This is a genomic window from Nonomuraea sp. NPDC048882, assembly GCF_040649755.1.
Lineage (GTDB): Bacteria > Actinomycetota > Actinomycetes > Streptosporangiales > Streptosporangiaceae > Nonomuraea > Nonomuraea maheshkhaliensis.
In genome coordinates this window covers 206,453-231,501 of record NZ_JBEZGB010000003.1, presented here as the reverse complement: position 1 = coordinate 231,501, position 25,049 = coordinate 206,453, and the positions used below count along the sequence as shown (strand labels likewise).

The following is a 25,049-nucleotide window of genomic DNA, read 5'->3' as shown; positions in this document are numbered from 1 at the left end:
TGGTAGGCGTGTAAGGAGCCGGGTGTGAGCAAGCGCGATGGGGTAGACACCGTGCCAGAAGGCAAGAAACGGCGCCCCATCCGACGATCGCGGCCGAACGCCCAGCGGGGCGCCGGCCGCCCCTCGGGCGCGCCCGCCGCCCCGCGCTTCGCCAAGCCACTGACGCCCGGCGCGGTCCTCGGCTGGACCGCCCTGTCGGCCATCGTGCCCGGCGCCGCTCACCTGCGGGCCGGGCACCGCCGTACCGGGCTGATCCTCGTCAGCGTGTACGCGGTGTTGCTGCTGGCGGTCCTGGCCTACGGCCTGAGCGTGGCGGGCGACCTGTCGAACGCGGCCGGCCTGGCCGGCGACGGGGCGATGCTCGCGGTGGTCATCGGCGCCTCGGTGCTGGCCCTGGCCTGGTTCGCCCTGCTGGTGACCTCCTACGTGGCGCTGGGGCCGAACAAGCTGCCCCAGCAGGGCCAGATCTTCACCGGCATCGCGGTGGGCCTGCTCTGCGTGACCGTCATGTCGCCGTTCGCGCTCGCCGCCAACAGCGTGCTGACCGTACGCGACGCGGTCGGCTCGATCTTCCCCTCGGAGCCCGACGCCGACACGCCCACCGTCGCCCAGAACCCGGAGGACCCCTGGGACGGCAAGGAGCGGGTCAACTTCCTGCTCATCGGCGGCGACGCGGCCGGCAACAGGACCGGCGTGCGCACCGACAGCATGAACGTGGCCAGCGTGGACCTCAAGACCGGCACCACCGTGCTGTTCAGCCTCCCGCGCAACCTCCAGCACGTCCGCTTCCCCCCGTCCTCGCCGCTGCACAAGCAGTTCCCGAACGGCTTCATGGCGGAACTGCCCAACGGCGGCCTGCTCAACGAGGTCTGGCAGTACGCCAACGACAACCCGCAGCTCATGGGCGGCAGGAACAAGGGCCCGCGGGCGCTGATGGACGCCATCGGCTACACGCTGAACCTCAAGATCGACTACTACATGCTGATGAACATGTACGGCTTCGCCGACCTGGTGGACGCCATCGGCGGCCTGCGGATCAAGGTGGAGCAGGACGTCAAGTGGGGCGGCCTGTACGGCACCGCCGGCGTCATCAAGGCCGGCGAGCGCAAGCTGACCGGCGAGCAGGCCCTCTGGTACGGCCGCTCCCGCGTCGGCAGCGACGACTTCTCCCGGATGGGCCGCCAGCGCTGCGTCATCGGCGCCTTCGCGCAGCAGGCCACGCCCACGGTGATCCTCACCCGGTTCAACAAGATCGCCGGCGCGGCCAAGCGGCTGGCCCAGACGAACATCCCCCGGCACCTGGTGCAGCCGCTCCTCGAACTGGCCGTCAAGGTCAAGGAAGCCAAGATCTCCAGTCTGCAGTTCGTGCCGCCAGAGTTCTACTCGGGCCGGCCGGACTGGGCCAAGATCCGTACGGCCACCAAGAAGGCGATCAACGACTCGCTGCGCCCGGCCCGGCAGGCGCAGACGGCCAATGTCAGCGCCTCCCCGAGCGTGGCGGCGTCCAGGACCCGCACGGCGACGCCGCAGCGGCCCACGCAGACGCCCACCCGCAACTCGCAGCGAGCCGGCGCCAAGGGCCTCGACGAGCTCTGCGGCCTCTGACCCCAGCTTCTAGAAGACGAGCTCTGCGGCCTCGACCCTGCCCTCTGGAAGGGGCCTCTGGAAGGGGCCAGGAGCGTGGTCCAGGGGGTGGAACCGGCGGGGTGAGCCCGGAGAGTCAGCCGAACGTCACCGGAAGGCTCACGGGCCCACGCACGGTCAGGCTGGCACGCCAGCGCAGGCGCTCCGGCGGCACCGCGAGGGCCAGCCCCGGCAGCCGGACGACCTCGCTCAGCGCGGCGCGGCCGGTGAGGCGGGCCAGCAGGGCGCCCAGGCAGTAGTGCGGCCCGTGGCCGAAGCCGAGGTGCGCGTTGTCCGTCCGGGTGAGGTCGGGCAGGTCGGGGTCGGTGAAACGGCGCGGGTCGCGGTTGGCGGCGGCCAGCGCCACCAGGATCGGCTGCCCGGCGGGAAGGAGCACCCCGCCCAGCTCCACCGGCTCCAGCGGGAAGCGCCAGGTGGCCAGCTCGACCGGGCCGTCGTGGCGCAGCAACTCCTCCACGGCCTGCTCGATCAGCTCGGGCCTGGCCCGCAGCAGCTCCAGCTGCCCGGGGTGGCGCAACAGCGTGTACGTGCCCAGCCCGATCAGCCCCACGGTCGTCTCGTGCCCGGCGACGAGCAGCAGGAAGATCATCGACAGCAGCTCGTCCTCACTGAGCCGGTCACCGTCGAGCGCGGCGGCGGTGATCGTGCTGATGAGGTCGTCGCCCGGCGCGTGCCGCCTGCCTTCGACCAGCCCGCGCACGTAACCGGCCAGCGCCCGCAGCGCCTCGGGCCGGCTCTCCCCCGTCACCGCCTCCGACGACACCACCGCCGTGGTCCACCGCTGGAAGTCCGTACGGTCGGCCACCGGCACGCCCAGCACGTCGCACAGCACCCCCGACTGCAGCGGCGCCGCGAACCCCGCCACCAGGTCGTCGCCCGGGGTCAGCCCGGCGGCGAGCGCGCGGGCCGCCTCCTCGATCCCGGGCCGCAGCTCCGCCAGCCGGCGCGCGGTGAAGAAGCCGGAGACCAGGCGGCGCAGCCGGGTGTGCTCGGGCGGGTCGGTGGTGAGCAGGTGGGTGCCGAGGCCGGCCCGGTCCTCCAGCGGCCGGCCGCGCCCCGCCTCCTGCCAGTCGGCGGGCGCGTGCCGCGGGTCCTTGCTCAGCCTCGGGTCGGCGAGCGCGGCCCTGGCGTCGTCGTAGCGGGTCACCAGCCAGCCGTACAGGCCGCCGCGGAGTTTCACGAAATACGGGGCGCCCGACTCGCGCAGCCGGGCGTAGGCGGGATAGGGGTCGGCGAGCAGCCCTTCGTGGCCGGGCAGCATCTCCTCCAGCATGCGTCCTCTCCGGGTGAGTCGATTCGATTTCGGAACGGGGTCGCGCGGAATCCGGTCATGTCATGAAAGCGGCCCGCGGGGCGGCGCGGCAACCCGCGGGCCGATTCCCCGGCTGTTCGCCGAGCCGTCCCGAAATTCCCGCGGCGAGTGCGGCGCTCACCCGGCCGAGCCAGGAGTTCCGGGAATCGCACGGGTGTCGCCGGGCCGGCCGTGCCCCCGGCGACGGGGAAGAGGAATTTCCCCTTTTTCAACGGACGATCACCGTTATCGGAGCGTACCCGATATCTCTACCTCACCTCGCGACCGGCGACAAATCAACCTCCGGAAGAACAAATCTCCTGACCGGTGGTCAATCAATTGTCGAAGTCAATTCCATCATTCTCGAACGGCCGGTCACACCAGGGCGGAATCCTTCTTCGGCAGCAGGACGAGCGCGCCGACGTAGAGCAGGGCCGCCACGATGAGCAGGCCCTTGTAGCCGATCACCAGCGCCACGTACTCCAGGCAGCCGCCGACCATGGCGCCCAGCAGGTTCGCGCCGAAGGAGGTGGTGGCGTCGGCCGTCTCGGCGAAGCGCTTGGCGAAGATCACGTTGGCGGCGAAGATCGGCAGGAACGCCACCGTCACGGCGGCCACCGCCCGCACCGGGAGCGGCAGGCCGAGCAGCCATTCGTTCGGCACGAGCCAGGCCAGCAGCAGCCCGGCGAAGAGCACGCCGTACATGACCGGCAGGGGCGGGACGCGGAAGCGGCGGGTCACCTCGACGGCGGCGAGCACCGCGACGAGCACGCCGGCGAAGACGATCGCGTTGACCACCCACGTCGTGCCGAACAGCAGCGCGAACCCGGTCACGCTCTTGGTCTCCAGCAGCATGAACCCGACGCCCAGCAGGAACAGGTCCGCGTACGGGCGCATCCGCTGGTAGGGGCCCGCCACCACGCGCACGGCGAGCAGGCTGACGATGAGGATCAGGCCGAGCGTGATGATGTAGATCGGCGGGATCGTGGCGTCCTTGAGGTAGAGGAAGGGCCGGTCGTCACCGGCCGGCTCGGGAGTGCCCGCGGCGGCGCCCGGCCATTCGGTGGCGCAGCGCTGGTCGGTGGCGGCCAGGCCGGCGGTGATCACGGCCTGCTGCCCGGCGGTGCTGACCACGTCCACGCACGGCTTGTGGCCGAACGCGCGCTGCATGGTCGAGGCGAGCCGGTCGACCAGCCAGCTCTCCCGGTAGTAGTTGTACATCGAGAAGGTGCCGCCGGGCCGCAGGTGGGCGCGGGCGGCCCGCATGGCCTCCTCGGTGAACAGGTAGCTCTCCAGGCGCAGCGAGCTGGCGCCGGAGACGAGGGTGAGCGAGTCGGGCAGGGCGAAGAGGATCAGGTCGTACTTGTCGCCGGTGCGCTCAAGGAAGGCGCGGCCGTCGGTGACGTGGGTGGTGACGCGCGGGTCGTCGTAGGGCCGGTCGGGGTGGACGGAGCCGCCGAGCTCGCGCAGCTTCGGGTCGATCTCCACGGCGTCGACCTTGCCCGCGCCCTTGGACAGGGCGATGGCCACGTCGGTGCCGCTGCCCGCGCCGACGATGAGCACGTCCTTCGGGGGCTTGGTGGTGCGCTCGTACGGCAGGCCGTACTGGGCCTCCCACTGCAGGCGCGCGGCGGCGGGCACGGCCTGCTGGTGCGGGATGCCGTTGACCGCGATGTCGGTGACGGGGATGCCGAGCTGCTGCAACTGCCGGGTGGTGACCTTGTAGTACGGCGACCAGATGGCCCCGGCGGTGAGCGTCTCGGCCAGCAGCAGCCCGACCACGGCCACGGACGGCACGCTCACCAGCAGCACGTAGAGCGTGCGCGGCCGGGGCACCAGGAGCACGCCGTAGCAGGCGGCCGCGATCAGCCCCCAGAACACCGGCGGCGCGCTCAGGAACGACAGCGCCGTGAACGCCACGATGCCGGTGAGGCTGCCGATGAGGTCGTAGCGGTAGGCCTCCAGGCGGGGCAGCTCGGGGAAGCAGCGCCCGACCAGTTCGGCGGGCCCCATCAGCACCACGGCGGCGGCGCAGAAGATCACCGGCAGGATCGCCCAGGCGGGCGGCCCGCTGGTGGACAGGCTCGTCCAGTAGAGGACGCCCTCGGTGTTGCGGTCGACGGTGACGGGGAAGGTCAGCACGACGATGACGAGCACGGCGAGCACGACGGGCGAGTAGTAGGGCTGCCGCCGCGAGCGCCCCACGCGCAGGAAGCCGAGCCCGATGCCGAGAAACGACCCGAGCAGCACGAAATTGGTGAAATAGCTGAGGTGGACGATGTTGGACCCGGTCCACCTGATCAGCGCCAGCTCCAGGAAGAGCATGAAGGCACTGGCGAGGATGAGCCTCGGCCGCACGGCCAGCCAGTGTGCTTTTTCTCCGTCGTCGACCGGCTTCTGCGCCTGGAGCGTCATGATGTCTCACCGTAGTGAACGGACGGAGAACAAGGAAGTCCGACGCTCCGGAAGAAATGCCGGTCGCGCACGGTGAGTGGGGGCGCTCGCCCCTTCCTCACTCCTGTTCGCGGCCGAACACCCGGGTGCCGATCGTCAGGCTGATCGCGGCGAAGACGACGGTGACCGCCACGCCGACAGCCACGGTGCCGGTCGTGTACCGGCCGGCGAACAGGTCGCGCAGTGCCTCCAGCACGTACCGGAACGGGCTGAGGTAGGACAGGCCGTCGAGCCAGCCCGGCGCCATCGACATCGGCAGCAGCGCGCCGGACAGCAGGATCAGCGGCATCACGGCGGTGCTCATCACCGGCGGGAAGAGGTGCTCGTCGATCGTCAGCGCGATCGCGTACGACAGCGCGGCCAGGCTCGCCCCCAGCACGACGACCAGCACGAACCCGGCCGCGAGCCCGCCCACCGGGGCCCGCAGGCCGAGGGCGAAGGCCACCGCGAGCAGCAGCGCCGTCTGCAGGATCAGCGTGACCACGTTGTTGAGCACCCGCCCGAGCAGCAGCGCCAGCCGGCTGGCCGGGGTGACGCGCATCCGCTCCAGCACGCCCATGCGCTTGTCGAAGACCACCCCGAACCCGGCCATGCCCGTGCTCAGCAGCCCGAGCTGGAGGATCAGGCCGGGCACCAGCGTCTCCCACGTGCCGAACGTGGCGAAGATGGGCCCGAACAGCACCAGGAACAGCAGCGGCTGGATCGCGCCGAACGCGATGCCGACCTTCTGCCGCAGGGTGACGCTCAGGCCGTGGCGGAACAGCACCCAGGTCTCGCGCGGCATCACGCCTCCTTCCCGGTCAGCGCGCCGCCCTGCTCGCGCAGCGATCTGCCGGTGATGTCGAGGAACACCTCGTCGAGCGTGCGCCCGCCGGTCTTGAGCTCGGCGGGAGCGCCCTCGGCCACGATGCGGCCGTGGTCGATGATCAGCACCCGGTCGCAGAGCGCGTCGGCCTCGTCCAGGTAATGGGTGCTCAGGAACACCGTCATGCCCTGGCCGGCGCGCAGCGAGCGGATGAGGTCCCACAGGCCGGCCCGGCTCTGCGGGTCCAGGCCGGTGGTCGGCTCGTCGAGGAAGAGCAGCGCCGGGTCGTGCAGCAGGGCGAACGCGAGGTCGAAGCGGCGGCGCTGCCCGCCCGACAGGGCGGCGGGGAACGTGGTCTCCAGCCCGGTGAGCTCCAGCCGGGCCAGCACCTCCTGCGCCCTGGCGGCGACCTCGCGCCGGCTCAGGCCGTACAGCATGCCCTGCAGCTCCAGCTCGCCTTTCACCGGCGAGACGGGGGGCATGGCGCCGCTCTGCGCGACGTATCCGATGCGCCGGCGCACCTGCTTCGGCGCGCCGATCAGGTCGTGGCCGGCCACCGTCGCGGTGCCGGCCGTGGGGCGCAGCAGCGTGGTCAGCAGGCGCATCGTCGTGGTCTTGCCGGCGCCGTTCGGGCCGAGGAAGCCGACGATCTCCCCCGGTTCCACGGAGATGTCGACGCCTCTGACGGCCTCGTTGCCGCCCTTGAAGATCTTGCTCAGACCCTTGGTCTTGATCATTTCATCGCCTCCAAAATTTAAGTAATCACAATTTTGGAGTCACTGCAAGTTGGATAGGATGAGGGCATGGCGGAAGGGCTGCGGGAGCGGAAGAAGCGCGAGACGCGGGAGCGCATCTCCGACGTCGCGACGGGCCTGTTCCTGGCCCGGGGGTTCGACAACGTGACGGTGGCGGAGGTGGCGCAGGCCGCCGACGTGTCGGTCAACACGGTCTTCAACTACTTCAGTACGAAGGAGGACCTGTTCGCCGACCGCTACGACCTGGTGGTGGACCTGCCGCAGCAGGTGCTGCGCGAGCGCCTGCCGGGCGAGGGCGTGGTGCGCGCGTTCAGGCGCGACTACCTCGGCGCGATCGAGACGCGCGACTGGCGCTACGGGCTCAACGCGGGCAACGACGCCTTCTCCCGCGTGATCAACGACAGCCCCGCGCTGACGGCCCGGCTCCGCGACGTGCATCTCCAGCGGGAGCAGGGCCTGGCGCGGGCGCTGGCCGGCGAGCTCGGCGCCGGCCCCGACGACGTCGTGCCCCGGGTCGCGGCAGCGCAGATCCTGGCCGTCACGCGGCTCCTGAGCGAGCGCGCCCTGGCCATGATGCTGGCCGGCGAGCCGTGGGAGAAGATCGGGCCGCCGCTGACGGCCCAGGCCCACCAGGCGTTCGACCTGCTGGAGCAGGGGCTGGGCGACCTGTAGGGCTACGCGTCGGACAGCGCGCCGAGCAGGCCGAAGAGCAGGCCGATGGCCACCAGGCCCAGGGTGAAGATCAGCAGCGCGCTGCTGATCATGCCGCAGATGCGGCCGGCCTGGACGTGGCCGCGATTTTCGTAGAAATAGCCGCTGTCGTCGATCTCACGCAGCGCCTTGTTGCCCATCGACCAGGCGAAGGGGCCGATGAACGTGCACACCACCAGGCTCAGGATGCCCAGGACGAGGATGGTGGTGCCGTTGGGGTGGCTCTGCGGCACGGGGCCGTAGGAACCGGCGCCGTAGTCGGGATAGGACATGATCGTTTGATCCCCCACATGGACAAGTCAGGGGGGCTTTATACCACAGTCTCTGGGTTGATCATCTTGCGTCATCATGGTGCGGACCTGATCCATCTTGAGGAGCCTGCACCCGTGCGCGAACGCACTCGAGCTCTGCTCGCCCATCGGCATTTCCAGCGGTTCATCATCGGCCTCATCGTGCTGAACGCGGCCACTCTCGGCATGGAGACCTTCCCTCCCCTGGTCGAGCGGTACGGCACCCTGCTCACCGTGGTCGATCACCTCGCGCTCTACATCTTCGCCGCCGAGCTGATCGCCAAGATCTACGTCGAGCGCGCCGCCTTCGTGCGCGATCCGTGGAACATCTTCGACACGATCATCGTCGGCATCGCCTTCGCCTCCACGGCCGGCGGCCTGTCGGTGCTGCGCGCGCTGCGCATCCTGCGGGTGCTGCGGCTGCTGTCGGTCGTGCCCAGCCTGCGCCGCGTCGTCTCGGCGCTGCTGCGCGCGATGCCGGGGATGAGCTCGATCGTGGTGCTGCTGTCGCTGGTGCTGTACGTCGCCGCCGTCATGGCCACGAAGCTGTACGGCCAGACCGCGCCCGACCGCTTCGGCGACCTGCCGACCTCGCTGTTCACCCTCTACCAGACGATGACGGGCGACGACTGGGGCAACATCGCCAGGGAGGTGATGAGCCGGCACCCGACGGCGTGGATCTTCTTCACCATCTTCATCCTCGTGTGCACGTTCGTCGTGCTGAACCTCTTCCTGGCGGTCGTGGTGAGCGCCATGGACGAGGAGAACGAGGAGGAACGCGCCGAGGAGCGGGCGGAGCGGGCCGAGGAGCTGGCGGCGATCGAGGACACCACGGCGCACACGCAACGGATCCTGGACGAGCTGGCCGCGCTGCGCGACGAGGTCGCCCACCTGCGCAAGCAGTGGCCGAACGGGGCATCGGAGCGATCCGAGCCGCAACCCAGGCGCTCCCGCCGCGCCAAAGCCGGCCGCAACTAGCCGCCGCCCTGGTGCTAGGCAGAGGCTGTGTCGGGGGCTGTGTCGGGGGCTGTGCCGGGGCCAGCGTCGGGGGCTGTGTCGGTGACTGGGCCGCCGCGGTGGCGGTAGGCGACCCGCCACAGGGCCACGAGGAGCAGCAGCACGACCACGAGCCAGCCGGGCAGCAGCCCGGACACCGCGGCCACGATCGGCGGCACGAGGACGGAGGGCACGGCCCAGCCCCAGATCCAGCGCCGCGAGGCCCGCATGGCCACCCCCAGGGCCGCGGAGGCGGCGAAGTACACCGCCAGCCCGCCGCCCAGCACCCAGCCGGAGCCGGCGTGCAGGTGGGCGCCGGGCTCGGCGGCGACCACGCCCAGCCCGGCCGCCGTGGCGGTGAGGCCCGCCGTCATGGCGAAGTGCGCGGGTAAGGCGATGTACGCCTTGAGGCCGCGTTCCGTGGCGCCGGGGACGGCGCTGAGGCCGTACTGGAGGGTGATCCACCACAGCGAGACGATCAGCCCGAACCCCGCCAGGGCGGCCAGCCCGAGCTCCGGACCCCAGGACTGCCCGGAGGCGGCCAGCACGACCTGCATGACGGCCTCGCCGAGCACGATGATCACGAACAGTCCCAGCCGCTCCCCCAGGTGGGCGGGTTCCAGCACGGCGGGGGCGTAGTGGTCGGGATCGGGCAGGGGGCGCCGGGAGACGTGGAGGCGCCGATCGCGCTTGAGCCGGCGCCGGATCTGCTCGTTCAGCTCCTCGATCATGCGCTCGGGCCGGCGGCCGCGGGCCATGGAGAAGCCGAGGTCGAGCAGGACGCCGATGCCCCACAGCACATAGCGCCAGGGGCCCTCCACCCAGCTGGACGCGATCCACGGCGTCAGCCCCGCGCCCAGCTGAGCCGCGGGCCACGCCGTCATGATCGCGCCGGCCCGCTGCAGGCTTCTGGAAGCGCTCGTCCTGGAGATGATGTACGCGACGATGAACCAGCCCTCGTGCGTGCCGCCCGTGCCCATCTCGCGGGCGACGTCGGGCGCGGCGGCGGCCATCACGGCGATGCCGAACATGCCGATCAGCATGCTGAGCATGCGGGTGCGCTCGCCCCGCACGTTGGAGTAGAGGGTCAGGGCGGTCCACACGCTCCAGATCGCGTAGTACAGGACGACGAAGAGCGCCACGTCCGGCCAGGTCGGGTGGGCCAGCCGGTGGGCGAGCTGGATCACCGCCACCACGACCACCAGGTCGAAGAACAGCTCCAGCCAGCTCGCGTGACGCTCTTCCGCTCCACTCACGGCTAACGAGAATAGAACTCCACCACGAGCTGCTCGTCCACGGGGACCACGATCTGCTCGCGCTCGGGCCGGCTGACCAGGGTGAAGCGCAGCTCCTTGAGGTCCACCGAGAGATACGCGGCCGTGCGCTCGTCGGCGTGCACGCCCTCGGCCGCCGCCACGAAGGGCTGCATCTGGCGCGAGCGGGCCCGTACGGAGATGACCTGTCCTGGCTTGACCAGATAGCTGGGGATGTCGACCTTGCGGCCGTCCACGGCGATGTGGCCGTGGGCGATGTACTGGCGGGCCGCGTAGATCGAGGGAGCCAGCCCCGAGCGCAGCACGAGGGAGGCCAGGCGGGTCTCCAGCAGGGTGACGAGCTCGGCGCCCGAGGCGCCCGGCTTGCGTACGGCGAGGTCCCAGTAGCGGCGCAGCTGGCGCTCCGACACGTCGTAGTACCAGCGCAGCTTCTGCTTCTCCATCAGCCGCAGCCCGTAGTCGCCGGTGTTGCGGCGGTTGGTCTTGCGCCCGTGCTCGCCCGGCGGGTACGGGCGCGTCTCGAAGTAGCGGACGGCTTTCCTGGTCAGCGGGACGCCCGCGCGACGCGACAGTCGCACCTTCGGGCCGGTGTAGCGCACGTTCACCTCGATGTGATTAGGTAATCCTTACTTAGGCAAGCCTAACCTACACCATTGTTCTCCTAGGAGGCGTCATGCTGCCGATCCCCGAGCGGGTCCGCACCCTCGCCGCGACCGCCGACGTCGCCAAACTCACCGTTGACGGCGCCCCCTCCCCCGCCCGCGGCGGAGTGGACGAGCGCGGCCGGCCCGTGCTGCTGGTACGGCCCGGCGAGACGCTGCACGGCCTGCGCGCGGACGCCGTCGTGGCGGTCAACCTGACGTCGATGCGGCAGCTCGGCCCGGTGACGCATCCGCGCGGACTGCTGGAGGTGCAGGGCTGGGCGGAGGCCGTACCGGAGGCCGAGGCCCGCGCCGCGGCGGTGGCGGTGGCCGCGCACAGCGCCGACGAGAGCCTGTTCGAGGCGCTGGAGCGGTTCGGCCGGCCGGACGCGCCGCGGCTGCTGCGGCTGGACGTGGGGCAGGTCGTGTACCTGACCGGGCAGGAGTCCGGGCTGCTGGACGCCGACGACTACCTCGGGGCGGCGCCCGACCCGCTGTCGGAGACGGCCGAGCGAGTGCTCGCGCACGTCAACTCCTCCCACCGGGCGCAGCTCACCGCCGGGGTGACCAGGCAGCTCGGGGAACCGGCGGCGGAGGTGTGGCTGTGGGAGCTGGACCGGTTCGGGGCGACGGTACGGGTGGACGAGACGCTCATCCGCTTCCCCTGGCCGACGCCGGCCCGCTCCAGCGTGTGCCTGGAGACCGCGCTGCGCGGCCTGCTGTGCACCTGCTGACCCGCGCATGATGCAGCGCGTTCTGACCCCAGCGCGTTCTCACCCGCGCACGGGCTGAACGTGCGGCGGGAGGTCAGGACTGGCCGGCCTCGACCGGGGCCGGCAGGGCCGGGGCGCGGTCGCGGCGCAGGGCGGTGAGGGTCATGGTCTCGTCCACGGCCTCCGGCGACAGCACGTGGTCCAGCACCATGACCGCGCAGCCGCTGATGCCCGCCCCCGCCCCGAGCCGGCTCGGCTCGATGCGCAGGCGGCGGGTCGCGAGGGCGGTGGAGCGGCGGTAGACGACCTCGCGGATGCTCGACACCAGCGGCCCGAACGCCTCCGCCACGTCGCCGCCGAGCACCACCACCGACGGATTGAGGATGTTGACCGCCCCGGCCAGCACCTCCCCGATGCGCCGCCCGGCCTCGCGGACCGTGGCCATCGTCTCGGCGTCGCCCGCGCGCACCAGCGCCGTCACGTCGGCGATCGTGCGCACGTCCTTGCCCCTGCCGCACAGCTCGCGCAGCAGCGCGGTGCCGCTGGCGACGGAGTCGACGCAGTCCAAGTTGCCGCAGCGGCACAGCACGCCGCCGCCGTCGATCACCGGGATGTGCCCGATCTCGCCGGCCGCGCCCATCGCGCCGCGCAGGATGCCGCCCCCGGCGATCACGCCGGCGCCGATGCGGGTCGAGATCTTCACGAACATCAGGTCGTCCAGCTCGGGGTAGACGCCTCGGTGCTCGCCGATGGCCAGCACGTTGACGTCGTTGTCCACCAGGACGGGCACGGGGAAGCGCGCGCGGATGATCGGCGGGATCACCACGCCGGTCCACGAGGCCATGACGCGGGCGCTCTCCGTACGGCCCTGCGCGAACTCGACCGTGGCCGGCACGCCCATCCCGACGCCCCTGATCATGGTGCGCGGCCGGTCGCCGAGCAGGTCGTCCCAGGTGTCCATGAGCAGCGGCAGCACGGTGTCAGGCCCCTGCTCGACGTCCATCGCGAACTCGCGCCCGGCCAGCTCGTGGCCGGCCAGGTCGCACACGGCCACCCTGGTGCGGCTGGCGCCGAGCGCCGCCACGAGCACCACGCCGCCCGAGGCGTTGAACTCCAGCCGGACCGGCGGGCGCCCGCCCGTGGACGGGGCGTCGGTCCGCTCCACGACGAGCCCGCGTTCGAGCAGTTCACCGACGCGCAACTGCACGGCGGGACGCGACAGGCCGGTGACCCGGCCCAGCTCGGCCCGCGTCACGGCCTCTCCGGTGCGGATGAGGCGGAGCACCTCGCCACTCGTGGCGAGCGCGGCTGCGGTACGTCGAGACATCGGCTAAGTGAACCACATGGGGTTGTGTAATGAAAAGTCACCACTTTTTCATCTCAAATGCCAAAACTCCGCTTGTGTACGACCCAAACTCTCGTTAGTGTCCGTTCTGTCCCTGCTTGGTAGATCCCCCGGAGCCCGGAACCGTGTCGACCGCACCACCGAACGCCCCCACCCAGCCCGACATGCACCCCGACATGCACCCCGACATGCACCCCGACGTGCACTCCGACGTGCACCCCGGCATGCACACTGCCGACCTCGTCGTCTTCGGCGGCACGGGCGACCTGTCCATGCGCAAACTGCTGCCGGCGCTCTACCACAGCGACAGGGACGGAAGACTCTCCCCGGAGACCCGCGTCATCGCCCTGTCCAGGGGCGGGCTGACCGATGCCGACTTCCGCGGCAAGGTGGACGCCGAGGTACGCGACAGCGTCCCGGTGGACGCCCCCGCCATGTGGCAGCGCTTCCTCGGCCGCCTGCACCACGTCTCGGTGGACGTCGGCAGTGGCATCTACGGGGGCGCAGACGGGAACTCTGGCTGGAGCACGCTCGCCGGCCTGCTGGCCGGCCACGAGGACCGCGACCGGATCTTCTACCTGGCCAGCCCGCCCAGGACGTTCGGCCCCTTCTGCCGCGAGGCGCACGAGGCCGGCCTGGTGACGCCCCGCTCGCGCGTGGTGCTGGAGAAGCCGCTGGGCAACGACCTGGCCAGTGCGCAGCGCATCAACGACGAGGTCGGCGCCATCTTCGACGAGCGCCAGATCTTCCGCATCGACCACTACCTGGGCAAGGAGACGGTGCAGAACCTGCTGGTCCTGCGCTTCGCCAACGCCTTCCTTGAGCCGATCTGGAACTCCCTGTGGATCGACCACGTCCAGATCACCGCCGCGGAGACCGTCGGCACACCCGGCCGCCGTGGCTACTACGACCACGCGGGCGCGCTGCGCGACATGGTGCAGAACCATCTGCTGCAACTGCTCACCCTGACCGCGATGGAGCCGCCGGCCCGCAACGACCGCGAGGCCATCCGCGACGAGAAGGTCAAGGTGCTGCAGGCGCTGCGGCCGATCGCGGGCGGCGAAGTGGATCGCTTCACCGTGCGCGGCCAGTACACCGGGGCCGGGGACCTGCCCGGCTACCTCGACGAGCCCGGCTCCACGCCGCCGACCGAGATGTCGAGCCGGGTGGAGACGTTCACCGCGATCCGGGCCGAGATCAGGAACTGGCGGTGGGCGGGGGTGCCGTTCTACCTGCGCACCGGCAAGCGGATGCCGTACCGGCGCTCGGAGATCGTGGTGCAGTTCAAGGACGTGCCCCACGCCATCTTCCCCGGCGGCACACCGAACCGGCTGGTCCTGCGGCTGCAGCCGGACGAGGGCATCCGGCTGCACATCATGGCCAAGGAACCGGGCGCGGGCGAGGTGGCGCTGAAGCCGGTGCCGATGTCGCTGAGCTTCGGCGAGACGTTCACGGCGCGGGTGCCCGAGGCGTACGAGCGGCTGCTGGGCGACGTGCTGGCCGGGAACCCGACGCTGTTCATGCGCCGCGACGAGGTCGAGGCGGCCTGGCGCTGGATCGATCCGATCCTGGACGCCTGGAAGGCCGCCGCCGGCCTGCCCGAGCCGTATCCCGCCGGCACCACCGGCCCCGCCGGCGCGCATGAGCTGCTCGGCCGCAGCGGTCGCGCCTGGCACGAGGAGGAAGCGTGAACGAGCGAACCAACCGATCCGGCGAAGGGAACCCCGTGAACACCCTCATCCAGGAGGTCACCGACCGCATCGCCGAGCGCAGCGCCGTCAGCCGGGCCGCCTACCTCGATCGGATCCGCCGGGACGGCGAGCAGGCCAGGGCCAAGGGCCCGGCGCGGGCGCACCTCGGCTGCGCGAACCTCGCACACGGCTTCGCGGGCGTCACGGGTGAGGACAAGCCGGCCCTGCGCGCCGCCGCCAAGCCGGGCGTGGCCATCGTGACCAGCTACAACGACATGCTGTCCGCGCACCAGCCGTACGAGACGTACCCGCCGGAGCTGAAGGCGGCCGTGCGCAAGGCCGGCGGCGTGGCCCAGGTGGCGGGCGGCGTGCCGGCGATGTGCGACGGCATCACCCAGGGCCGGGCGGGCATGGAGCTGTCGCTCTACAGCCGCGACGTGATCGCCATGGCCACCGCCATCGCGCTGTCGCACGACATGTTCGACTCCACGCTGCTGCTGGGCGTGTGCGACAAGATCGTGCCGGGCCTGTTCATCGGGGCGCTGCACTTCGGGCACCTGCCCGCGATCTTCGTGCCCGCCGGGCCCATGACGTCGGGCCTGCCGAACAAGGTCAAGGCGCGTACCCGCCAGCTCTTCGCCGAGGGCAAGGTCGGCAGGGTCGAGCTGCTGGACGCCGAGGCGAAGTCGTACCACTCGCCCGGCACCTGCACCTTCTACGGCACCGCGAACTCCAACCAGGCGCTGATGGAGGTCATGGGCCTGCACCTGCCCGGCTCGACCTTCGTCAACCCGCACACCGAGCTGCGCCACGCCCTCACCGAGGCCGCCGGGCGCAGGGCGGTGGAGATCACCGCGCACGGCGCCGAGTACACGCCGATCGGCGAGCTGGTGAACGAGAAGTCGATCGTGAACGCCTGCGTCGCGCTGCTGGCCACCGGCGGCTCCACGAACCACACGCTGCACCTGGTGGCCATGGCCGCCGCCGCGGGCATCGTGCTGACCTGGGACGATCTGGCCCAGCTGTCGCGGGTGGTGCCGTCCCTCACCAAGATCTACCCCAACGGCCAGGCGGACGTGAACCACTTCCGCGAGGCCGGCGGCATGCAGGTGCTCATCGGCGACCTGCTCGACGAGGGGCTGCTGCACGCCGACGTGCTGACGGTCGCGGGCCCCGGCCTCGACCGCTACCGCGAGGCGCCGGAGCTGGTGGACGGCGAGCTGGTCTGGTCGCCCGTCACCGGCGGCAGCTCCGACCTGGACGTGCTGCGGCCGGTCGCCAAGCCGTTCTCGGCCGACGGCGGCATCCACATGGTCGAGGGCAACCTGGGCCGCGCAGTCAGCAAGGTGTCGGCAGTCAAGCCGGAGCACCTGGTCATCGAGGCGCCGGCCAAGGTCTTCCACGACCAGCTCGACCTGCTGAAGGCGTTCGAGGCGGGCGAGCTGGACGGGCAGGACTTCGTGGCCGTCATCCGCTACCAGGGCCCGAGCGCGAACGGCATGCCCGAGCTGCACAAGCTCACCTCGCCGCTGGCCGTGCTGCTCGACAGGGGGCAGCGGGTGGCGATCGTCACCGACGGCCGCATGTCGGGCGCGTCCGGCAAGGTGCCGGCCGCCATCCACCTGTCGCCCGAGGCCGCCGACGGCGGGCCGATCGCGCTGGTGCGCGAGGGCGACGTGATCAGACTCGACTCCGCGGCGGGGACGCTGGAGCTGCTGGTGCCCGCCGAGGAGCTGGCCCGGCGCGCGCCCGAGGGCCGGCCGCTGAGCGACGCGCAGTGGGTCGGCACCGGGCGCGAGCTGTTCGCCGCCTTCCGCCGGATGGCGGGGCACGCCGAGCAGGGCGCGGGCATCTTCGGGGTGAGCGGCGCCGAGTCGCCGCACCACGGCCCCGGCCTGGGCTTCCCGGCCGAGGCGGGCTCCTCGCACCTGGAGACGAACGCGCCGGTGGGCGCACGAGCGGCCGGGCTGGCCCGGTGACCGGTCCCACGTCTGTCCGGCGAGCCGTGCCGGTTCGGGGGGTTCGCGACCTGACTGAGCCCGTACGTACTCGCCGTCCCCTCTGGGGTGTCGCGGGCGGTCGTGGGATCCTTCGGAGTACGGCGAGCGATCTTGCCGCCGCCCCGGACGCCGGAGGTATGCGTGAGTGCCTTTGACCTTCCCTGGCTGGTGGCCGACATCGGGGGGACCAACGCCCGGTTCGGCCTGGTCACCTCGCTCGGGGCGCCCCCGTCGAACGTCGCGGTGCTGCCAGGGGCCGACCACCCGACCCTCGCGGACGCCGTCGCCGCCTACCTCGCGACCCACGCGGGCGGGGCGCGGCCGGGAGCGGCCTGCCTGGCTCTGGCCGGGCCGATCGACGGCGACGACTACCGGCTCACGAACTCCTCCTGGGCCGGCTCCGTACGCGATCTCGGCATCCCCTACGCCCGGCTGCTGAACGACTTCGAGGCCCTGGCCGTCTCGCTCCCCCACCTGGAGGGCGCCGACCTGGTCTCCCTGGGCGGGCCCGCGCCCGGCCACGGCGTCAAGGCGGTGCTCGGGCCGGGGACCGGGCTCGGCGTGGGCGGCCTGGTGCCGTGCGACGACGGCTGGACCCCGATCCCCGGCGAGGGCGGGCACGTCACGGTGCCGGTGGTGGAGCCGCGGGAGTTCGAGGTGGTGCGGGCGCTGCGCGCGCAGGGCCTGCCGCACGTGGTGGCCGAGCACCTGCTGTCCGGCCCCGGGCTCGTCCGGCTGCACCGGGCGCTGGCGGCGGTGAACGGCGTCGGCGCGCCCGACCTGACCGCCTCCGACATCGTGGCCAGGGTGGACGACTCGCTGTGCGCGGAGACCGTCGAGGTGTTCTGCGGGCTGCTCGGCGGCTTCGCCGGCAACGTGGCCCTGACCCTGGGCGCCAGAGGCGGGGTGTATCTGGGGGGCGGGGTGCTGCCCCGTATCGTGGAACGGGTGCGGGCCAGCGGCTTCCGTGCCCGGTTCGAGGACAACCCCGACATGGCCGCCTACCTGGCGGGCATCGGGACCGTGCTGATCGTCGCGCCGCAACCGGCGCTGACGGGCGCGGCGGCCTGGCTGAGCCGGCGGGCCCGCAAGGAGCTCGTGAGCTGACGGCGGCCCCACCACGGGGCCGCCTGCCCCCATGAACGACCCGAACTGAACTGCCTGATCTCGGACGACCTGGACCGAACGGCCGGATCTTGGACGACCCGGACTGCACGACCTGAACTAGAAGCGGCCCCGTGGTGGTGGCCGATGAGGAGAGACGCATTCATGAGCCTGCTCGATCTCGCCCCGGTGATTCCCGTCGTGGTGATCGATGACGTGGAGACCGCGGTGCCGCTGGCCCGAGCGCTGGTGGCCGGTGGGCTGCCGGCCATCGAGGTGACCCTGCGCACGCCGGCCGCGCGCGAGGCCATCGCCAGGATCGCCGCCGAGGTCCCCGAGGCGACCGTGGGCGCCGGGACGGTCAGGACCGCCGACGACATCTCCGCGTCCGTGGCGGCCGGGGCCACGTTCCTGGTCTCTCCCGGGACGACCCCGTCGCTCGTCGAGGCGCTGGAGGCCAGTGGCGTGCCGTTCCTGCCGGGGGCGGTCACCGTGTCCGAGGCCATGGCGCTGGCCGAGCGGGGGATCAAGGAGCTGAAGTTCTTCCCCGCCGAGGCCGCGGGCGGCGTCACGTACCTGAAGTCGCTCGGCGGGCCGCTGCCCGACGTGCGCTTCTGCCCGACCGGGGGCATCCGCGTGGACACCGCGCCCGACTACCTGGCGCTGCCGAACGTGGGCTGCGTCGGCGGGACGTGGCTGACCCCGGCGGACGCGCTCGCCGCGGGCGACTGGGCGCGCGTGGAGAAGCTGGCCGCGGAGGCCGCCGCACTCCGCTGACGCGCCCGTACAGCCCCCGCGGCCGGCGAGACGGGGCCCGATCGATGAACGACGCCGGTTCCGAATCCGGGACCGGCGCCAGGCGTCAGCTCCAGATCGACACGTGGACCGTGGGGCGGAAGCGGCTGCGTGGGACGCCCTCGTCCGGGGTACGCATGACCTGGGTGGCCGCGGGCGTCGTGAGGAAGTCCATGAACGTGCCCGCCGCCCCCGAGCGCGCCGCCGGTTCGAGGGTGGTGGCATACCAGTAGGAGGCCAGCGGGGTCGCCGCGGTCTCGATGGGCACCAGTTCGCCCCTGCGCAGTTGGGAGGCCACCAGATGGGCAGTGGCCGGCGCGAGGCCGGCGCCCTCGGCCGCCGCCTTCCAGGCCGCCGTCTGGTTGGCGAAGACCCGTACCTGCGGTTCCTGGACCCGTAACAGGCGCAGCAGGCGGCTGGTGTCGCTGGCCGGGTCGGTGCCGGACGGGCCGACCAGCCAGTGGTCCCTGCGCCCGCGCGGCGAGCCGACCACGATGAGGCGGCAGCGCAGGACCGGCCGGCTCACCAGGCCGTCCCCCGTCAGCTGGGCCCCGAGCGCGACGTCGGCCAGGCGGCTGGACAGCAGCAGCGGGGTCTCGGCGGTCGCGGCCACGCCGGTGGTGGCGTCCACCTGCTTGCGCTGGGTGAAGAGGCAGAGCAGCGGGCCCGCCACGTACTCGGCCAGTCCCGCGTCCATCACCACGTGCAGGCGGGCGGGGCGGCCGGGCTGGACGGCGGCGACCGCCTCGGCTCCGAGCGCGACGATCTGGGAGGCGATGCCGAGTAGCCGGCTGCCACCCTCGGTGAGCACCATCCGGTCGCCCGAGCGGGTCACCAGCGGGTCCCCGAGGTGCCTGCGGAGCTGGGCCAGCGACTGGGAGACCGCGGGCTCGCTGACGCCGAGCGCCCGTGCCGCGGCCTTGACGGATCCGAGCCGGGCCACGAAGACGAACGCGCCGAGCTGGCTGAGGGTCACCCACCCTTCATAGTTCGCCGCCCCTCATTAAGGAAAGCCTTATTTACCGATTGTCGTGATAAATCGGTAACAGCAATGTGCAGTCATGCAGGTTCCCGCGACGTTCGAATACGAGAGGGCCGACAGCGTCACGCACGCCCTCGAACTCCTGGAACGGTACGGCCCCGAGGCCAGGGTCGTGGCGGGCGGGCACAGTCTCATCCCGATGATGAAGCTCCGCCTGGCCCAGCCGGAAGCGCTGATCGACATCAACGGCCTGGCCGCCGAGCTGGGGCGGATCATCGTCGAGGGCGGTGAGCTGGCGATCGGGGCGCTGGTGCGCCACGCCGAGTTGCTGGAGAGCACGACCGCCACCGATCTTTTCCCGATATTTCGTGATGCGGAGCGAGTTATCGCCGACCCGATTGTGCGAAATCGGGGGACCGTTGGCGGCTCCTTGTGCCAAGGAGATCCGTCCGAGGATTTGTCGGCGGTGTTCGCGGCATTGCACGCGACCGCCGTCATTCAGGGCCAGGGCGGCACTCGTACGGTGCCGGTCAGACAATTCCACGAGGGTCCTTACGAGACCGCCGTCGGGCCGGGCGAGCTGCTGATCCAGCTCCGCGTGCCCGTCGCACCCGGGACGGGCAGCGCGTACGAGAAGGTCGAGCGGCGCGTCGGCGACTGGCCGGTCGCGGCGGCGGGCGCGGTGCTCAGGGTCGAGGACGGCGTGATCGCTCAGGCCGGCATCGGGCTGACGGCGGTCGGCGCCGCGCACTTCTGCGCCCCCGAGGCCGAGCAGCACCTCGTCGGCCGGCCCCCGGGCGCGGAGGCGTTCGGGGAGGCGGGCCGCATCGCCGCCGAGCACTGCGCGCCCAGCGCCGACCAGCGCGGGCCCGCCGACTACAAGCGTCACCTGGCCGCCGAGCTGACCCGGCGCGCGCTGGCCACGGCAGCGGGGAGGATCTGACATGCGGATCACGGTCACGGTGAACGGGCAGCCGTACACCAGGGACGTCGAGCCGAGGCTGCTGCTCGTGCACTTCCTGCGCGACGAGCTGGACCTGACCGGCACCCACTGGGGCTGCGACACCTCCAACTGCGGCGTCTGCACCATCCAGCTCGACGGCGTGCCGGTCAAGTCGTGCACGGTGCTGGCCGTCATGGCCGACGGGCACGAGGTGACCACGGTCGAGGGCCTGGAGCGGGACGGCGAACTGGACGCGGTGCAGAAGGGGTTCGTGGAGTGCCACGGGCTGCAGTGCGGGTTCTGCACGCCGGGCATGCTGCTGACCGCGCGCTGGCTGCTGGACAAGAACCCGGACCCGGACGAGGGGCAGATCCGCGAGGCGATCTCGGGTCAGCTGTGCCGGTGCACGGGCTACGAGAACATCGTGCGGTCGATCCGATGGGCGGCGGAGGCGGGCAGATGAGCTACGGACCCATGCACCGCAAGGAGGACGCGCGCTTCATCAGGGGGCGCGGCAACTACACCGACGACGTGCGGCTGCCCGGCATGTTGTACGGCGCCATCCTGCGCAGCCCTCATGCCCACGCCCGCATCGTCTCCGTCGACACGAGCGCGGCTGAGGCGCATCCGAAGGTCAGGGCGGTCATCACCGGCCAGACCCTGGCGGGGCTGAACCTGGCCTGGATGCCCACGCTGTCGCAGGACACGCAGGCCGTGCTGGCCACGGACAAGGTGCGCTTCCAGGGGCAGGAGGTCGCGTTCGTGGTGGCGGAGGACGCCTACTCGGCGCGCGACGCCCTGGAGCTGATCGACGTCGAGTACGAGCCCCTCGACGCGGTCATCGACGCCAGGCACGCCCTCGACCCCGGCGCCCCGGTGATCAGGGACGATCTCGAAGGGCGTACCGACAACCACATCTTCGACTGGGAGGCCGGGGACAAGGCGCGGACCGACGCGATCTTCGAGCGGGCGGAGGTGACGGTCGCGCAGGACATGATCTACCCGCGCGTGCATCCGGCGCCGCTGGAGACGTGCGGCGCGCTCGCCGACTTCGACAAGGTCACCGGCAAGCTCACGGTCTGGTGCCCGACGCAGGCGCCGCACGCGCACCGCACGCTGTACGCGATGGTGGCCGGGCTGCCCGAGCACAAGATCCGGGTGATCTCGCCGGACATCGGCGGCGGCTTCGGCGGAAAGGTCGGGATTTATCCAGGATATGTCTGTGCGATCGTCGGCTCGATCGTCACCGGCAAGCCGGTCAAGTGGATGGAGGACCGCTCCGAGAACCTCATGAGCACCGCCTTCGCCCGCGACTACCACATGCGCGGCGAGGTCGCCGCGACCCGCGACGGCCGCATCCAGGCGATCAGGGTGAAGGTGCTGGCCGACCACGGCGCGTTCAACGGCACCGCGCAGCCGACCAAGTTCCCGGCCGGCTTCTTCCACGTCTTCTCCGGCTCGTACGACGTCGAGGCCGCCCACTGCGAGGTCACCGGCGTCTACACCAACAAGGCCCCCGGCGGCGTCGCCTACGCCTGCTCCTTCCGCGTCACCGAGGCCGTCTACCTGGTCGAGCGCATGGTGGACGTGCTGGCCGCCGAGCTCGGCGCGGACCCGGCCGAGCTACGCATGCGCAACCTGCTCAAACCCGACCAGTTCCCCTACACCTCGCCCACCGGCTGGGAGTACGACTCCGGCGACTACCCCAAGGCGCTGCGCCTGGCCATGGACATGGCGGGCTACGACAAGCTCCGTGCCGAGCAGGCCGACAAGCGGGCCAGGGGCGAGCTGATGGGCATCGGCGTCAGCTTCTTCACCGAGGCCGTCGGGGCGGGCCCGCGCAAGCACATGGACATCCTCGGCCTCGGCATGGCCGACGGCGCCGAGCTGCGCGTGCACCCGACGGGCAAGGCGGTGCTGCGGGTGTCGTGCCAGTCGCAGGGCCAGGGGCACGAGACCACGTTCGCGCAGATCGTGGGGCAGGAGCTGGGCATCCCGGCCGACGACGTGGAGGTCGTGCACGGCGACACCGACCAGACGCCGTTCGGCCTCGGCACCTACGGCTCGCGCTCCACCCCCGTCTCCGGCGCCGCCGCGGCCCTGGTGTCGCGGAAGGTGCGCGACCGCGCCAAGATCGTGGCGGCGGCCATGCTGGAGGCGTCGCCCGACGACCTGGAGTGGGCCGACGGGAAGTGGTCGGTGGTGGGCGACCCGTCCGCCGGCCGGTCGATGGCCGAGATCGCGCTGGCCGCGCACTCCAGCCTGGAACTGCCCGAGGGCGTCGAGGGCCACCTGGACGCGGTCACCGTCTACAACCCGCCCAACCTGACCTATCCGTTCGGGGCCTACATCTGCGTCGTGGACGTCGACCCCGGCACGGGGCAGGTGAAGGTGCGCAGGTTCGTCGCGGTGGACGACTGCGGGGTGCGGATCAACCCGATGATCGTCGAGGGGCAGATCCACGGCGGTCTTGCCGACGGCGTGGGCATGGCGCTCATGCAGGTGATGGCGTTCGACGAGGACGGCAACCACCTGGGCGCCTCGTTCATGGACTACCTGCTGCCGACCGCGATGGAGTGCCCGTCGTGGGAGCTGGGCGAGACCGTGACGCCCTCGCCGACCCATCCGATCGGGGCCAAGGGCGTCGGGGAGTCGGCCACGGTCGGGTCGCCGGCGGCCGTGGTCAACGCCGTGGTGGACGCGCTGGGGCCGTACGGGGTGCGGCACGCGGACATGCCGCTCACTCCGGCGAACGTGTGGCGGGTCGTCAACGGCGATCCCTTCCGTACGGACCTGGCGATCCCGTGAGCGGGCGGGCCCGCGCGCGCGGCGGCCCCGTGGAGGAGAAGCCGTGAGCGAGTTCCTGGGCATGCCGGCGCCCCGCCCCTCCGGCCGGGCGCCGGGCCCGGAGGCGGCCGGTTCCCCGGGCCCGCACGCCGCTCAGTCCCCGGGCACCGGGGCCGGCCGGGCCCGGGATCTGGAGGCCAGGGTGGCCTCGTTGCGGTCGGGGCGGGAGCCGTACGTGCTGGCCACGGTCGTGCGGGCGCAGCGGCCGACGAGCGCGAAGGCGGGAGATCGCGCGCTGGTGCTGTCCGACGGGACCATCGAGGGGTTCGTCGGCGGGATCTGCGCCACCGACACCGTCCGCGCCCAGGGCCTGCGGCTGCTGCGCACCGGCGACTCCACGCTGCTGCGCATCACGCCCGAGGCCGAGGCGCCGCACGAGGAGGAGGGCCTGGTCGCGGTGGGCCAGCCGTGCCTGTCCGGCGGCACGCTGGAGATCTTCCTGGAGGCCGTGCTGCCGCCCGTACTGGTGCGGGTGCACGGCGAAGGACCCATCGCGCGAGCTCTCGCCGCGGTCGGCGCGGCGCTCGGCTACACCGTCGAGTCCACCACCGGGTCCGCCGGCGGGTCCGTCGCTGGACCGATCGCCGCCGACACCTCGGCCGTGCTGGTGGCCTCGCACGGCGTGGGCGAGGAGCCGGTGCTGCGCGAGGCGCTGGCGCGCGGCGTGCCGTACGTCGGGCTGATCGCCAGCCGCAGGCGCGGCGCGGCGGTGCTGGCGCGGGTGGAGGGAGGCGAGCGGGTGCACGTTCCCGCCGGTCTGGACATCGGGGCGAGAACGCCAGGGGAGGTGGCGGTCTCCGTGTACGCGGAGGTCATCGCACTTCGCTGAGCGGTGGTATCAGCGCGTGACGGTCCGGGTACGTCATGCAAGGTAAAACGCAGCCCCGGGAAGCTCCCTGCCGCTCCTCGGCGACCGAAAGGATGTCGATGCCGACGGAAACGGCCGGTCAAGCACTTCAGGTGACGGACCTACGCCCCGCCGCGGACCAAGTCCGGTCCCAGCCGGGCAGCCTGGAGCGGGGGATCGACCTCCTGCTCGCGCTCAGCGCGGCCTCGCGGCCGGTCACGCTGTCGCAGCTGTGCCGGAGCACCGGCCTGCCCAAGTCGACGGCGCACCGCATCCTGGGCGTGCTGTGCTCGCGGGAGCTGGCGCGGCGGGTGGGCAACGCGTACCTGCCGGGCGAGCTGCTGGAGTCGATGGCGGGCATCACGCGCGCCCGCGTCCCCGGCACCCGCACGGTGGTGCTCCCCTACCTGCTCTACCTGTACGAGACCACCAGGCAGACGGTCAACCTGGCCGTTCCCTGGGGCCTGGAGGCCCGCTACGTCGAGCGCCTCTACGGCCACGACCGGGTGCGCTCGCGCTCCGACTGCTCCGACCGGGCGCCGCTGCACTGCACGGCGACCGGCAAGGCGCTGCTGGCCTACGACCCGAGGCTGCGCAGGGAGGTGCTGGCGCGCGGCTCGTTCGAACGGATGACCCGCCGCACGATCACCACTTTGGCCGGGCTCGAACGCGAGCTGGCCCAGGTCCGCAGGCACGGCGTCGCCTACAGCCAGGAGGAGTTCACCGAGGGCGTGGCCTGCGTGGCCGCGCCGGTGTTCGGCCCCTGCGGGCGCATCCGCATGGCGGTCGGCGTGGCGGCGCCTGCCCACGCGGCGCCGCTGGCCAAGCTGGGCATGTCCGTACGCGGCGCGGCCCAGGCCATCTCCGCCGCCTTCCTCGGCGCGTGACCCCGTTCCGACGCGCCATCGCCTCCGCCTTCCT

The 25,049-nt window shown here is 71.9% G+C and carries 22 protein-coding genes; 13 read left to right on the top strand and 9 right to left on the bottom strand.

All coding sequences use genetic code 11. From position 1 onward, the window contains the following. Nucleotides 1–24 precede the first annotated feature (24 nt). Entirely contained in the window at nt 25–1,605 is a 1,581-nt protein-coding gene (locus AB0C27_RS11160; RefSeq protein WP_357841267.1) for an LCP family protein, read from the top strand. Nucleotides 1,606–1,720: 115 nt separating this feature from the next. Here the strand turns inward: AB0C27_RS11160 and AB0C27_RS11155 are convergent, their stop codons facing one another. From AB0C27_RS11155 to AB0C27_RS11140, 4 genes are all read right to left on the bottom strand, one after another. Next, the gene (locus AB0C27_RS11155) at nt 1,721–2,917 is read right to left on the bottom strand and encodes a cytochrome P450 (protein WP_357841264.1); all 1,197 of its coding nucleotides are present in this window, start codon (nt 2,915–2,917) and stop codon (nt 1,721–1,723) included. 393 nt (nt 2,918–3,310) lie between these two features. Further along, on the bottom strand, nt 3,311–5,350 hold the full coding sequence (locus AB0C27_RS11150) for a spermidine synthase (protein ID WP_357841262.1): 2,040 nt from the start codon (nt 5,348–5,350) through the stop codon (nt 3,311–3,313). Between the two features lie 97 nt (nt 5,351–5,447). Continuing rightward, entirely contained in the window at nt 5,448–6,173 is a 726-nt protein-coding gene (locus AB0C27_RS11145; RefSeq protein WP_357841259.1) for an ABC transporter permease, read from the bottom strand. Beyond that, complete coding sequence (locus tag AB0C27_RS11140) at nt 6,173–6,931, bottom strand: ATP-binding cassette domain-containing protein (RefSeq protein WP_357841256.1); 759 nt, start codon at nt 6,929–6,931, stop codon at nt 6,173–6,175. Before AB0C27_RS11140 ends, AB0C27_RS11145 begins: the two co-directional genes overlap by 1 nt. Before the next feature lie 66 nt (nt 6,932–6,997). On the opposite strand from AB0C27_RS11140, the gene AB0C27_RS11135 reads away from it, so the two are divergent. Then, nucleotides 6,998–7,621 (top strand): TetR/AcrR family transcriptional regulator, encoded by a 624-nt coding sequence (locus AB0C27_RS11135; RefSeq protein ID WP_357841253.1) that lies wholly within the window; start codon nt 6,998–7,000, stop codon nt 7,619–7,621. Nucleotides 7,622–7,623: 2 nt separating this feature from the next. On the opposite strand, the gene AB0C27_RS11130 is transcribed toward AB0C27_RS11135, so the two are convergent. Continuing rightward, nucleotides 7,624–7,932: a DUF4190 domain-containing protein gene (locus AB0C27_RS11130; protein ID WP_357841250.1), complete on the bottom strand. Its 309-nt coding sequence runs from the start codon at nt 7,930–7,932 to the stop codon at nt 7,624–7,626. Between the two features lie 114 nt (nt 7,933–8,046). On the opposite strand from AB0C27_RS11130, the gene AB0C27_RS11125 reads away from it, so the two are divergent. Further along, nucleotides 8,047–8,928 (top strand): ion transporter, encoded by an 882-nt coding sequence (locus tag AB0C27_RS11125; RefSeq protein WP_357841247.1) that lies wholly within the window; start codon nt 8,047–8,049, stop codon nt 8,926–8,928. A gap of 14 nt (nt 8,929–8,942) precedes the next feature. Here the strand turns inward: AB0C27_RS11125 and AB0C27_RS11120 are convergent, their stop codons facing one another. Continuing rightward, complete coding sequence (locus tag AB0C27_RS11120) at nt 8,943–10,202, bottom strand: low temperature requirement protein A (RefSeq protein WP_357841244.1); 1,260 nt, start codon at nt 10,200–10,202, stop codon at nt 8,943–8,945. A 2-nt stretch (nt 10,203–10,204) separates the two neighbouring features. Then, entirely contained in the window at nt 10,205–10,819 is a 615-nt protein-coding gene (rpsD, locus tag AB0C27_RS11115; RefSeq protein ID WP_357843064.1) for a 30S ribosomal protein S4, read from the bottom strand. A 74-nt stretch (nt 10,820–10,893) separates the two neighbouring features. On the opposite strand from rpsD, the gene AB0C27_RS11110 reads away from it, so the two are divergent. Further along, on the top strand, nt 10,894–11,595 hold the full coding sequence (locus AB0C27_RS11110; RefSeq protein ID WP_357841242.1) for a DUF2470 domain-containing protein: 702 nt from the start codon (nt 10,894–10,896) through the stop codon (nt 11,593–11,595). A gap of 73 nt (nt 11,596–11,668) precedes the next feature. Here AB0C27_RS11110 and AB0C27_RS11105 read toward each other — a convergent pair whose 3' ends face one another. Next, complete coding sequence (locus tag AB0C27_RS11105; RefSeq protein ID WP_357841239.1) at nt 11,669–12,901, bottom strand: ROK family transcriptional regulator; 1,233 nt, start codon at nt 12,899–12,901, stop codon at nt 11,669–11,671. A gap of 242 nt (nt 12,902–13,143) precedes the next feature. On the opposite strand from AB0C27_RS11105, the gene zwf reads away from it, so the two are divergent. From zwf to eda, 4 genes are all read left to right on the top strand, one after another. Further along, nucleotides 13,144–14,610, top strand: coding sequence for a glucose-6-phosphate dehydrogenase (zwf, locus tag AB0C27_RS11100; RefSeq protein ID WP_357843061.1), 1,467 nt, complete (start codon nt 13,144–13,146; stop codon nt 14,608–14,610). Then, on the top strand, nt 14,607–16,589 hold the full coding sequence (edd, locus tag AB0C27_RS11095) for a phosphogluconate dehydratase (protein WP_357841236.1): 1,983 nt from the start codon (nt 14,607–14,609) through the stop codon (nt 16,587–16,589). The genes zwf and edd overlap by 4 nt, the downstream gene beginning before the upstream one ends. Before the next feature lie 162 nt (nt 16,590–16,751). Continuing rightward, nucleotides 16,752–17,717 carry a glucokinase gene (gene glk, locus AB0C27_RS11090; protein ID WP_357841233.1) on the top strand — a complete coding sequence of 322 codons (966 nt, stop codon included), beginning with the start codon at nt 16,752–16,754 and terminating at the stop codon, nt 17,715–17,717. Nucleotides 17,718–17,879: 162 nt separating this feature from the next. Continuing rightward, the gene (eda, locus tag AB0C27_RS11085; protein ID WP_357841230.1) at nt 17,880–18,491 is read left to right on the top strand and encodes a bifunctional 4-hydroxy-2-oxoglutarate aldolase/2-dehydro-3-deoxy-phosphogluconate aldolase; all 612 of its coding nucleotides are present in this window, start codon (nt 17,880–17,882) and stop codon (nt 18,489–18,491) included. 85 nt (nt 18,492–18,576) lie between these two features. Here the strand turns inward: eda and AB0C27_RS11080 are convergent, their stop codons facing one another. Then, nucleotides 18,577–19,485, bottom strand: a complete 909-nt coding sequence (locus tag AB0C27_RS11080; protein ID WP_357841227.1) for a LysR family transcriptional regulator — start codon at nt 19,483–19,485, stop codon at nt 18,577–18,579. A gap of 85 nt (nt 19,486–19,570) precedes the next feature. Between AB0C27_RS11080 and AB0C27_RS11075 the strand changes: the two genes are divergently transcribed. From AB0C27_RS11075 to AB0C27_RS11055, 5 genes are all read left to right on the top strand, one after another. Further along, nucleotides 19,571–20,434, top strand: coding sequence for a xanthine dehydrogenase family protein subunit M (locus tag AB0C27_RS11075; RefSeq protein ID WP_357841224.1), 864 nt, complete (start codon nt 19,571–19,573; stop codon nt 20,432–20,434). Nucleotide 20,435: 1 nt separating this feature from the next. Continuing rightward, nucleotides 20,436–20,897 carry a (2Fe-2S)-binding protein gene (locus AB0C27_RS11070; protein ID WP_357841221.1) on the top strand — a complete coding sequence of 154 codons (462 nt, stop codon included), beginning with the start codon at nt 20,436–20,438 and terminating at the stop codon, nt 20,895–20,897. Continuing rightward, nucleotides 20,894–23,242 carry an aerobic carbon-monoxide dehydrogenase large subunit gene (locus AB0C27_RS11065; RefSeq protein ID WP_357841218.1) on the top strand — a complete coding sequence of 783 codons (2,349 nt, stop codon included), beginning with the start codon at nt 20,894–20,896 and terminating at the stop codon, nt 23,240–23,242. Before AB0C27_RS11070 ends, AB0C27_RS11065 begins: the two co-directional genes overlap by 4 nt. Nucleotides 23,243–23,285: 43 nt before the next feature. Further along, on the top strand, nt 23,286–24,110 hold the full coding sequence (locus tag AB0C27_RS11060) for an XdhC family protein (protein WP_357841215.1): 825 nt from the start codon (nt 23,286–23,288) through the stop codon (nt 24,108–24,110). Between the two features lie 131 nt (nt 24,111–24,241). Further along, entirely contained in the window at nt 24,242–25,015 is a 774-nt protein-coding gene (locus AB0C27_RS11055; protein WP_357841212.1) for an IclR family transcriptional regulator, read from the top strand. The last annotated feature ends 34 nt before the right edge of the window (nt 25,016–25,049 follow it).

Bases quoted from the DNA above. Each gene is read 5' to 3' on its own strand.
- AB0C27_RS11130 (WP_357841250.1), bottom strand. From the start codon at position 7,932: ATGTCCTATCCCGACTACGGCGCCGGTTCCTACGGCCCCGTGCCGCAG.
- AB0C27_RS11075 (WP_357841224.1), top strand. From the start codon at position 19,571: ATGCAGGTTCCCGCGACGTTCGAATACGAGAGGGCCGACAGCGTCACG.
- AB0C27_RS11155 (WP_357841264.1), bottom strand. From the start codon at position 2,917: ATGCTGGAGGAGATGCTGCCCGGCCACGAAGGGCTGCTCGCCGACCCC.
- AB0C27_RS11135 (WP_357841253.1), top strand. From the start codon at position 6,998: ATGGCGGAAGGGCTGCGGGAGCGGAAGAAGCGCGAGACGCGGGAGCGC.
- AB0C27_RS11105 (WP_357841239.1), bottom strand. From the start codon at position 12,901: ATGTCTCGACGTACCGCAGCCGCGCTCGCCACGAGTGGCGAGGTGCTC.
- AB0C27_RS11145 (WP_357841259.1), bottom strand. From the start codon at position 6,173: ATGCCGCGCGAGACCTGGGTGCTGTTCCGCCACGGCCTGAGCGTCACC.
- AB0C27_RS11110 (WP_357841242.1), top strand. From the start codon at position 10,894: ATGCTGCCGATCCCCGAGCGGGTCCGCACCCTCGCCGCGACCGCCGAC.
- AB0C27_RS11150 (WP_357841262.1), bottom strand. From the start codon at position 5,350: ATGACGCTCCAGGCGCAGAAGCCGGTCGACGACGGAGAAAAAGCACAC.
- AB0C27_RS11070 (WP_357841221.1), top strand. From the start codon at position 20,436: ATGCGGATCACGGTCACGGTGAACGGGCAGCCGTACACCAGGGACGTC.
- AB0C27_RS11140 (WP_357841256.1), bottom strand. From the start codon at position 6,931: ATGATCAAGACCAAGGGTCTGAGCAAGATCTTCAAGGGCGGCAACGAG.
- zwf (WP_357843061.1), top strand. From the start codon at position 13,144: ATGCACACTGCCGACCTCGTCGTCTTCGGCGGCACGGGCGACCTGTCC.
- AB0C27_RS11065 (WP_357841218.1), top strand. From the start codon at position 20,894: ATGAGCTACGGACCCATGCACCGCAAGGAGGACGCGCGCTTCATCAGG.
- eda (WP_357841230.1), top strand. From the start codon at position 17,880: ATGAGCCTGCTCGATCTCGCCCCGGTGATTCCCGTCGTGGTGATCGAT.